Origin of the sequence: Pantoea sp. Pa-EAmG (assembly GCF_030024295.1) — a bacterium.
In the GTDB taxonomy this organism is placed as follows: Bacteria; Pseudomonadota; Gammaproteobacteria; order Enterobacterales; family Enterobacteriaceae; genus Pantoea; species Pantoea dispersa.
This window is the reverse complement of sequence record NZ_JASEWO010000190.1, coordinates 1-7,843: the sequence shown is the minus strand read 5'-3', so window position 1 is coordinate 7,843 and position 7,843 is coordinate 1. Positions and strand designations below refer to the sequence as shown.

General features: G+C 57.8%; 7 protein-coding genes and 1 pseudogene. 3 read left to right on the top strand and 5 right to left on the bottom strand.

Translation table 11 applies throughout. The features are described from left to right. Positions 1–208 (bottom strand): annotated as a pseudogene (locus QMM04_RS19065) (hypothetical protein); the annotation flags it as partial. Between the two features lie 327 nt (positions 209–535). Between QMM04_RS19065 and QMM04_RS19060 the strand changes: the two are divergent. Genes QMM04_RS19060 through QMM04_RS19050 form a run of 3 tightly spaced genes read left to right on the top strand, consistent with a single transcriptional unit; the run spans position 536 to position 2,928 of the window. Continuing rightward, a complete protein-coding gene (locus tag QMM04_RS19060; RefSeq protein WP_021507205.1) occupies positions 536–1,192 on the top strand; it encodes an ABC transporter ATP-binding protein in 657 nt (218 codons plus the stop codon). Next, positions 1,189–2,028: a metal ABC transporter permease gene (locus QMM04_RS19055; protein ID WP_021507206.1), complete on the top strand. Its 840-nt coding sequence runs from the start codon at positions 1,189–1,191 to the stop codon at positions 2,026–2,028. The genes QMM04_RS19060 and QMM04_RS19055 overlap by 4 nt, the downstream gene beginning before the upstream one ends. A 21-nt stretch (positions 2,029–2,049) precedes the next feature. Then, positions 2,050–2,928: a metal ABC transporter substrate-binding protein gene (locus QMM04_RS19050; RefSeq protein WP_058769397.1), complete on the top strand. Its 879-nt coding sequence runs from the start codon at positions 2,050–2,052 to the stop codon at positions 2,926–2,928. A gap of 44 nt (positions 2,929–2,972) precedes the next feature. Here the strand turns inward: QMM04_RS19050 and ykgO are convergent, their stop codons facing one another. The 4 genes from ykgO to QMM04_RS19030 all read right to left on the bottom strand — a co-directional run. Then, a complete protein-coding gene (gene ykgO, locus QMM04_RS19045; protein ID WP_010616859.1) occupies positions 2,973–3,113 on the bottom strand; it encodes a type B 50S ribosomal protein L36 in 141 nt (46 codons plus the stop codon). Between the two features lie 15 nt (positions 3,114–3,128). After that, entirely contained in the window at positions 3,129–3,386 is a 258-nt protein-coding gene (locus QMM04_RS19040; RefSeq protein WP_021507208.1) for a type B 50S ribosomal protein L31, read from the bottom strand. A 160-nt stretch (positions 3,387–3,546) separates the two neighbouring features. Beyond that, entirely contained in the window at positions 3,547–6,696 is a 3,150-nt protein-coding gene (locus tag QMM04_RS19035) for a multidrug efflux RND transporter permease subunit AcrB (RefSeq protein ID WP_021507209.1), read from the bottom strand. Positions 6,697–6,713: 17 nt separating this feature from the next. Then, positions 6,714–7,843: efflux RND transporter periplasmic adaptor subunit (locus QMM04_RS19030; protein ID WP_282996765.1), on the bottom strand; the 1,130-nt coding region annotated here is incomplete at its 5' end.

Here is a 7,843-nt window from a genome sequence, read left to right as displayed (position 1 = left end):
CGTAAAGCATTTTAAATCGTTTGTGGCCGACGGGCTGAATGGAAATAATGGTAACACTGTCGGGAACTAATTGTGCGTTTTGAGAATACCACTGTAAATCGCCGGCAAGGTCCTGGGCTATTTTGAGAATATTCCCCTGGATAATCTGGCGTAACTTGCCGCAATCATCCTCATTCACATCAATATCACTATGAATAATAGACTGCATTCTGCATCCCGTAAAAAGCAAGGAGAGTTCTATCATTGGCTTTCAGCCCGGACATTGCAAGCCATTGGTAAACAGAAAGGGCGATTGCTGCGATGGGCGCTGGCTTGATGGCACAAATCGCCCAGGCGTATCGCCACTGATCAACTTTTGAAACACTTTCCTCCGCGCGTCACGATGACGCCATCAGGTAGTATATTGTTATGTTATAACATTTTGGTGGCGTGTCATGAATCACAGTGGATTACTTCTCTCGCTTGGCGGGCGCCTGCTGGTAGCGCTACTGCTGAGTAGCCTGCTGGCTCTAGCCATCGTCTGGGGCCTGCACCAATGATGCGTTTTCATCGTCTGCAGGGCGGCTATCAGGGCAGGGCGGTGACGCCGGTGGTGAATGGCGAACTGGCGGCCGGCAGTATGACGGCACTGGTCGGGGCCAACGGAACGGGCAAATCAACCTTGCTCAAAACTATCGCCGGACTGCTGCCGCCAGTGGCGGGACGCTGTGAACTGCAGCTGCCGCGAAAAGCGCTGGGCTGGTTGCCGCAGCGCAGCGAGCTGGACACCCGCTTCCCGCTCACCGTCTATGAGCTGGTAGCAATGGGCTGCTGGCCGCGCTGTGGCTGGTTCGGTGGCATCACGCGTGCGCTGAGGCAGGAGATTGATGCCGCGCTGGAGGCGGTGCAGATGCGCGACTTCGCCACTGCGCAGCCCGCGATGCTCTCCGGCGGGCAGTTGCAGCGCGTGCTGTTTGCGCGCCTGATGCTCCAGCGCAGTCAGCTCTGGCTGCTGGACGAACCCTTCAACGGCATTGATACGCCGACGATAACCTTACTGATGTCGATTCTCGAACAGCAGCAGCGGGCGGGCACCACGCTGCTGGTGGTGCTGCACGACAAGCTGCTGGTGGCGCGCCATTTTCGTGACGTGCTGTCGCTGGATGAGCGTGACAGTGCGCAGCAACCGCGGCTGTGCCGGGTGGCGTCATGACGTTACTCCAGCCGTTTATTGAGTTTGGTTTTATGCGCCGGGCGCTGGTGGCCTGCATGGCGCTGGCGATCAGTGCAACGCCGCTCGGCGTCTTTCTCTCGCTGCGCCGTATGAGCCTGGTGGGCGATGCGCTGTCCCATGCGGTACTGCCGGGCGCCGCCATCGGCTATCTGGTGTCCGGCCTGTCGCTGGTGGCGATGGGCATTGGCGGCCTGATTGCCGGGCTGGCGGTGGCGCTGCTGTCCGGTGCGGTCAGCCGTTACACCCACCTGAAGGAGGATGCCAGCTTTTCCGGCTTCTATCTGGGTTCGCTGGCGCTCGGCGTCACGCTGGTATCACTGCGCGGTTCCAGTGTCGATCTGCTGCACGTGTTGTTCGGCTCGCTGCTGGCGGTGGATAACGGCGCGATTGTGCTGGTTGGCAGCATCGCCGCGTTCACCCTGCTGATGCTGGCCGTGATCTTCCGGCCGCTGGTCATTGATGCCTTTGATCCTGATTTTCTGCGTGCGCAGGGAAAATGGAGCGCACCGCTGGTGCACGGCATTTTCCTCACGCTGGTGGTGCTGAATCTGGTGGCGGGTTTTCAGGTGCTCGGCACGCTGATGTCCGTTGGGCTGATGATGCTGCCCGCCACCAGCGCGCGCTTCTGGAGCCGTCACCTTACGCGCATGCTGGCGATTGCCATGCTGCTGGCGCTGATCGCCGCCTTTATCGGCCTGTTGCTCTCCTGGCACTATGCCCTGCCTGCCGGACCGGCGGTGGTACTGAGTGCGGCCGTACTGTTTTTGCTGTCTGTGTTGACAGGACCATGTGGCGGCCTGCTGCGCCGTCGATAATAAGATGACAAGGGGATAGGTATGAAGAAGTTACCGTTGAGTCTGGCGATTGGCGCGATGCTGATTAGCCCGCTGACGCTGGCAAAAACCGTTGATGCCGTAGCCAGTTTTACCGTGCTGGCTGACATCGTTAAACAGGTCGGCGGCGATCACGTTAAGGTGAAATCGCTGGTGGGGCCGGATGGCGATCCGCACACCTTTGAGCCGACGCCGCAGGATAGTCAGGCGCTGGCGCAGGCCGATGTGGTGTTCGTCAGCGGGCTGGGCATGGAAGGCTGGATGGACCGGCTGATTAGCGCGTCCGGCTATAAGGGCACGGTGGTGGTTGCCTCGAACGGCGTCAATACGCGCAAAATGGAGGAGGATGGCAAAACCATCACCGATCCACACGCGTGGAACAGCATGCACAACGGCGTGATCTACGCCACCAACGTGATGAACGCGCTGATCAAAGCCGATCCGGACGATGCCGCCGACATCCGTCACAGCGGTGAACGCTATATTCAGCAGTTGCAGAAGCTGGATAGCTGGGCCAAAAGTGAATTTGCCGGCGTGGCGCAAAGTAAACGCAAGGTACTCACCAGCCATGATGCCTTTGGCTATTTCGGCCAGCGCTACGGCGTGACATTCCTCGCGCCGGTGGGCTTCTCAACCGAAGCGGAAGCCAGCGCCAGCGATGTCGCCGCTATCATCAAACAGCTCCGGGCCGAGCACATCACCACCTACTTTATGGAGAATCAGACCGATCCGCGTCTGGTGAAACAGATCGCCAGTGAAACCGGTGCGCAACCCGGTGGCGAGCTCTATCCGGAAGCGCTGTCAGCGGCCAGCGGGCCGGCGCCCACCTATGAGGCGGCGTTTAAGCACAATGTGGAAACTCTGCTGCACAGCATGAAGTAAAAAAAAGGCCGGGGAGCATCCCGGCCAATTATCACGACACTTTCCTAACGTTTTTTCTTTCTTCCCTGCACCGCCTTAAAGCGCGGGTTGGTTTTGCAAATCACATAAATACGACCTTTACGCCGCACGACTTTGCAATCTTTGTGACGGGTCTTGGCAGACCGCAATGAACTGACAACTTGCATGTGGCTGAACTCCGGTTATTTGCTGCGCGTCAGGAAGCTGCCAAAACGCTTGTTGAAGCGTGCGGCGCTGCCCTCTTTGGCAAACTCTTTCTGTTTACCGGTGTAGTAAACGTGCGACTTCGACGACACATCGAGCGTGACGTACGGCAGCTCTTCGCCCTCAAACTGGATGGTACGGTCGGTCTGAATCGTTGAGCCGACTTTGAAGTATTCGTCGACGGTGGTGTCATGGAACACCACAGGACGGTAGTGCGGATGAATGTTTGGTTTCATAATAGTGCTCTCGTGTAATGTTATAATATAACAATATTATGAACCTCACGCCGCAGGATTGCAACCACGCGTCCGGTGCGGATTTGTCATGGAACGTGCGGAGCAGGGGAGTGCGCAATAAAAAAGGCCGCTTGCGCGGCCTTTTAGCAGAGAGAAACTATCAGTGAGGGTGATCGACCGGATGGCCCTGTTCCAGCTCAGACTTGTTCTTGCTGAAACGGCGGCGCACCACCACGAAGAACACCGGCACGAAGAAGATCGCCAGCGCGGTGGCCGTCACCATCCCGCCCATCACGCCGGTACCGACGGCGTTCTGTGCGCCGGAGCCGGCACCGCTGCTGATCGCCAGCGGCAGTACGCCGAGGATGAACGCCAGCGACGTCATCAGAATCGGACGCAGACGCATACGTGAGGCTTCCAGCGTCGACTCGACCAGCCCTTTGCCTTCCTTCTCCATCAAATCCTTGGCGAATTCGACGATCAGGATGGCGTTCTTCGCCGAGAGACCAATGGTGGTCAACAGACCCACCACAAAGTACACGTCGTTACTCAGACCGCGCAGCGTGGTGAAGAGCAGGGCGCCAATCACACCCAGCGGCACCACCAGCATGACCGCGAACGGAATCGACCAGCTCTCATACAGCGCGGCCAGACACAGGAACACCACAATCAGCGAAATGGCGTACAGTGCAGGCGCCTGGTTGCCGGACAGGCGTTCCTGATAGGACATGCCGGTCCAGTCGTAGCCGATACCCGCAGGCAGCTTCGAGGCGAGGCTCTCCATCAGGTTCATGGCATCACCCGAGCTCTTGCCCGGTGCCGCCTGACCCAGGATCTCCATTGATGGCAGACCGTTATAACGTTCCAGACGTGGTGAACCATACTGCCACTTCGCCGAAGAGAAGGCAGAGAATGGCACCATGGTCCCGGCGCTGTTGCGCACGTACCATTTGCTGATGTCATCCGGCAGCATGCGCGAGTCGGCCTGACCCATCACGTACACTTTCTTCACGCGACCACGGTCGATGAAGTCGTTGACGTAAGAACCGCCCCAGGCCGCACCCAGCGTGGTGTTGATGTCGGACAGCGACACACCAAGCGCCTGCGCTTTTTCCTGATCGATAATCAGTTTGTACTGCGGCGTATCTTCCAGCCCGTTTGGACGCACGCCCACCAGCGTATCCGGATGCTGGGCGATCATGCCAAACAGCTGGTTACGCGCGGCGGTCAGCTTCTCATGGCCGAGGTTACCCTGATCGATCAGCTGGAAGTCGAAACCGGTGGCGTTACCCAGTTCGATAATGGCCGGCAGGTTGAACGGGAACACCATGGCATCTTTGATCTGACCCAGCGCCTGCATCGCACGTCCGGCAATCGCCGGCACTTTCAGGCTGGCATCACCACGCTCATCCCATGGCTTCAGGCTGACGAAGGCGATACCGGTGTTCTGTCCACGACCGGCGAAGCCAAAGCCGTTAACGGTAAACACCGAATTCACGCTGTCTTTCTCTTTGGTCAGGAAGTAATCCGTAACCTGATCCAGCACCTTCTGCGTACGTTCCTGAGTCGCACCGGCAGGCAGCTGCGCCTGCGCCAGTAACAGCCCCTGATCCTCTTCCGGCAGGAACGAGGTAGGCAGTTTCAGGAACAGGTAAGCCATGCCGACCACAATCAGCAGATAAATCAGCAGATAGCGACCGGTGCTGCGCACAATGTGGCCGACGCTGTCGACGTAATGGTTGGTGCTCTTATCAAACAGGCGGTTAAACCAGCCGAAGAAACCGGTGGTTTTGCCGTGTTCACCTTTTTTGATGGGCTTCAGCATGGTGGCACACAGCGCTGGCGTCAGAATTAACGCCACCAGCACCGACAGCGCCATCGCCGAAACGATGGTGATCGAGAACTGACGATAAATCACCCCGGTTGAGCCGCCGAAGAACGCCATCGGGATAAATACCGCTGACAGCACCAGCGCGATGCCAACCAGCGCGCCCTGAATCTGTTCCATCGAGCGTTTGGTGGCTTCTTTCGGCGGTAATCCTTCTTCCGCCATGACGCGCTCAACGTTTTCCACCACCACGATGGCGTCATCAACTAACAGGCCGATGGCGAGCACCATGCCGAACATCGTCAGGGTGTTTATTGAGTAGCCAAAGGCACTGATGATGGCAAAGGTGCCCAGCAGCACCACCGGCACGGCGATGGTAGGAATCAGCGTCGCGCGGAAGTTCTGCAGGAACAGATACATTACCAGGAACACCAGCACGATGGCTTCGAACAGCGTTTTCACCACTTCGAAAATGGAGATCTTAACGAATGGCGTGGTGTCGTACGGGTAAACGGTTTTCATGCCGGCCGGGAAGAACGGTTCCAGCTTGGCCAGTTCCGCTTTCACCGCGTCGGCGGTATCCAGCGCGTTGGCGCCGGTCGCCAGTTTGACACCGATACCGGAGGCTGGTTTGCCGTTATAGCGGGCAATGATCTCGTAGTTTTCACCGCCGAGTTCAATTTTCGCGACATCGCGCAGGCGCACCTGTGAGCCGTCCTGATTGACCTTCAGCATGATGTTGCCGAACTCTTCGGTCGAGGTCAGACGCGTCTGGGCAATGATCGAGGCGTTAAGCTGCTGACCTGGCACCGGTGGGGTACCGCCCAGCTGACCGGCAGCCACCTGGGTGTTCTGGGTTTGCAGCGCGCTGATCACATCCACCGGTGTCAGCTGGTAGTTGTTAAGCTTGTGCGGATCGAGCCAGATACGCATCGCATACTGCGCACCAAACACCTGAGTATCACCGACGCCAGGCGTACGGCTGATCGGATCTTTGATGTTCGACGCTACGTAGTCTGAGATGTCGTTCTGCGTCATGCTGCCATCTTCGCTGACGAAACCGGCCACCATCAGGAAGCTGCTGGAGGATTTTTTCACCTGAATCCCCTGCTGCTGTACTTCCTGCGGCAGCAGTGGCATCGCCAGCTGCAGTTTGTTCTGCACCTGCACCTGAGCAATGTCGGCGTCAGTGCCAGACTGGAAGGTCAGCGTCAGCGTCAGCGTACCAGAAGAGTCACTGCTCGAGGACATATACATCAGCCCGTCGATGCCGTTCATATTCTGTTCGATAACCTGCGTTACCGAATCCTGTAGCGTTTTCGCATCTGCACCCGGATAAGATGCCTGGATTTCAACTGCCGGCGGCGCAACGTTGGGATATTGCTCGATCGGCAGTTTGATAATCGATAGCGCACCCGCCAGCATAATAATGATGGCAAGCACCCAGGCAAAAATGGGGCGATCGATAAAGAACTTAGCCATGTATCAACGGCTCCTGTTTATGACGATGATTTAGCAGACTGAGATTCCGGTGCGGCTTTGGCATCATCTTTGACTTCCTGCGGCGTCACCTGAGCACCCGGTTTAGCACGCTGAATACCGACGGTAATCACGCGATCGCCCTCTTTCAGGCCATCGGTCACCAGCCATTTGTCGCCAAACGCCTGGTTCGCGGTAATCTTACGCACTTCAACTTTATTATCCGCGCCCACTACCATCGCGGTGGCTTCACCGGTTGGCGTGCGGGTTACGCCGGTCTGTGGTACCAGCAGCGCCGTTGGGTTAGTGCCCTCATCCAGACGTGCACGCACGAACATGCCCGGCAGCAAACGATGATCCGGATTCGGGAAAATCGCGCGCAGGGTAATCGAGCCGGTGGTTTCATCCACGGTAACATCAGAGAATTCCAGTGTGCCCGGCTGGCTGTATGCGCTACCGTTCTGCATCAGCAGGGTAACGTTAGCTTTGCCGTCGTTCTGCTTCAGCTGACCAGACTCCAGCTCGCCGCGCAGGCGCAGGAAATCATCACTGGATTGGGTCACATCGACATACATCGGGTCGAGTTGCTGCACGGTCGCCAGCGCGGTGGTCTGGCCGTTCGACACCAGCGCACCTTCCGTCACCGAGGATTTGCCAATGCGGCCGCTGATTGGCGAGGTCACTTTAGTGTACGCCAGGTTAATGCGGGCGGTTTCCACATTGGCCTGCGCCGCCTGTACGGCTGCGGCGGTCTGCGCGGCGGTGGCCGCGGCGTTATCGTAGTCCTGCTGGCTGATATATTTGGTACCCAGCAGTGGCTTGTAACGATTCACCGTCAGCTGGGCAACGCGCGCGTTGGCCTGCGCCTGGGCTAAATCGCCTTTTGCGCTGTCGTAGGCGGCCTGATAGGTGGCGGGATCGATCTGGTACAGCGAATCGCCGGCTTTAACATCACTGCCTTCAACAAAATTACGCTTGAGAATGATACCTGACACCTGCGGACGCACTTCAGCCACGCGGAACGCCGAAGTACGGCCTGGCAGTTCGGTGGTGATTTTCAGGGGCTCGTTTTTTAACGTGACAACACCCACTTCCGGGGGCTGCTGCTGGGCGGCTTGCTGGGATTTATTATCATCACATCCTGTTAACA

Bases quoted from the DNA above. Each gene is read 5' to 3' on its own strand.
- QMM04_RS19060 (WP_021507205.1), top strand. From the start codon at position 536: ATGATGCGTTTTCATCGTCTGCAGGGCGGCTATCAGGGCAGGGCGGTG.
- QMM04_RS19055 (WP_021507206.1), top strand. From the start codon at position 1,189: ATGACGTTACTCCAGCCGTTTATTGAGTTTGGTTTTATGCGCCGGGCG.
- QMM04_RS19050 (WP_058769397.1), top strand. From the start codon at position 2,050: ATGAAGAAGTTACCGTTGAGTCTGGCGATTGGCGCGATGCTGATTAGC.
- ykgO (WP_010616859.1), bottom strand. From the start codon at position 3,113: ATGCAAGTTGTCAGTTCATTGCGGTCTGCCAAGACCCGTCACAAAGAT.
- QMM04_RS19040 (WP_021507208.1), bottom strand. From the start codon at position 3,386: ATGAAACCAAACATTCATCCGCACTACCGTCCTGTGGTGTTCCATGAC.
- QMM04_RS19035 (WP_021507209.1), bottom strand. From the start codon at position 6,696: ATGGCTAAGTTCTTTATCGATCGCCCCATTTTTGCCTGGGTGCTTGCC.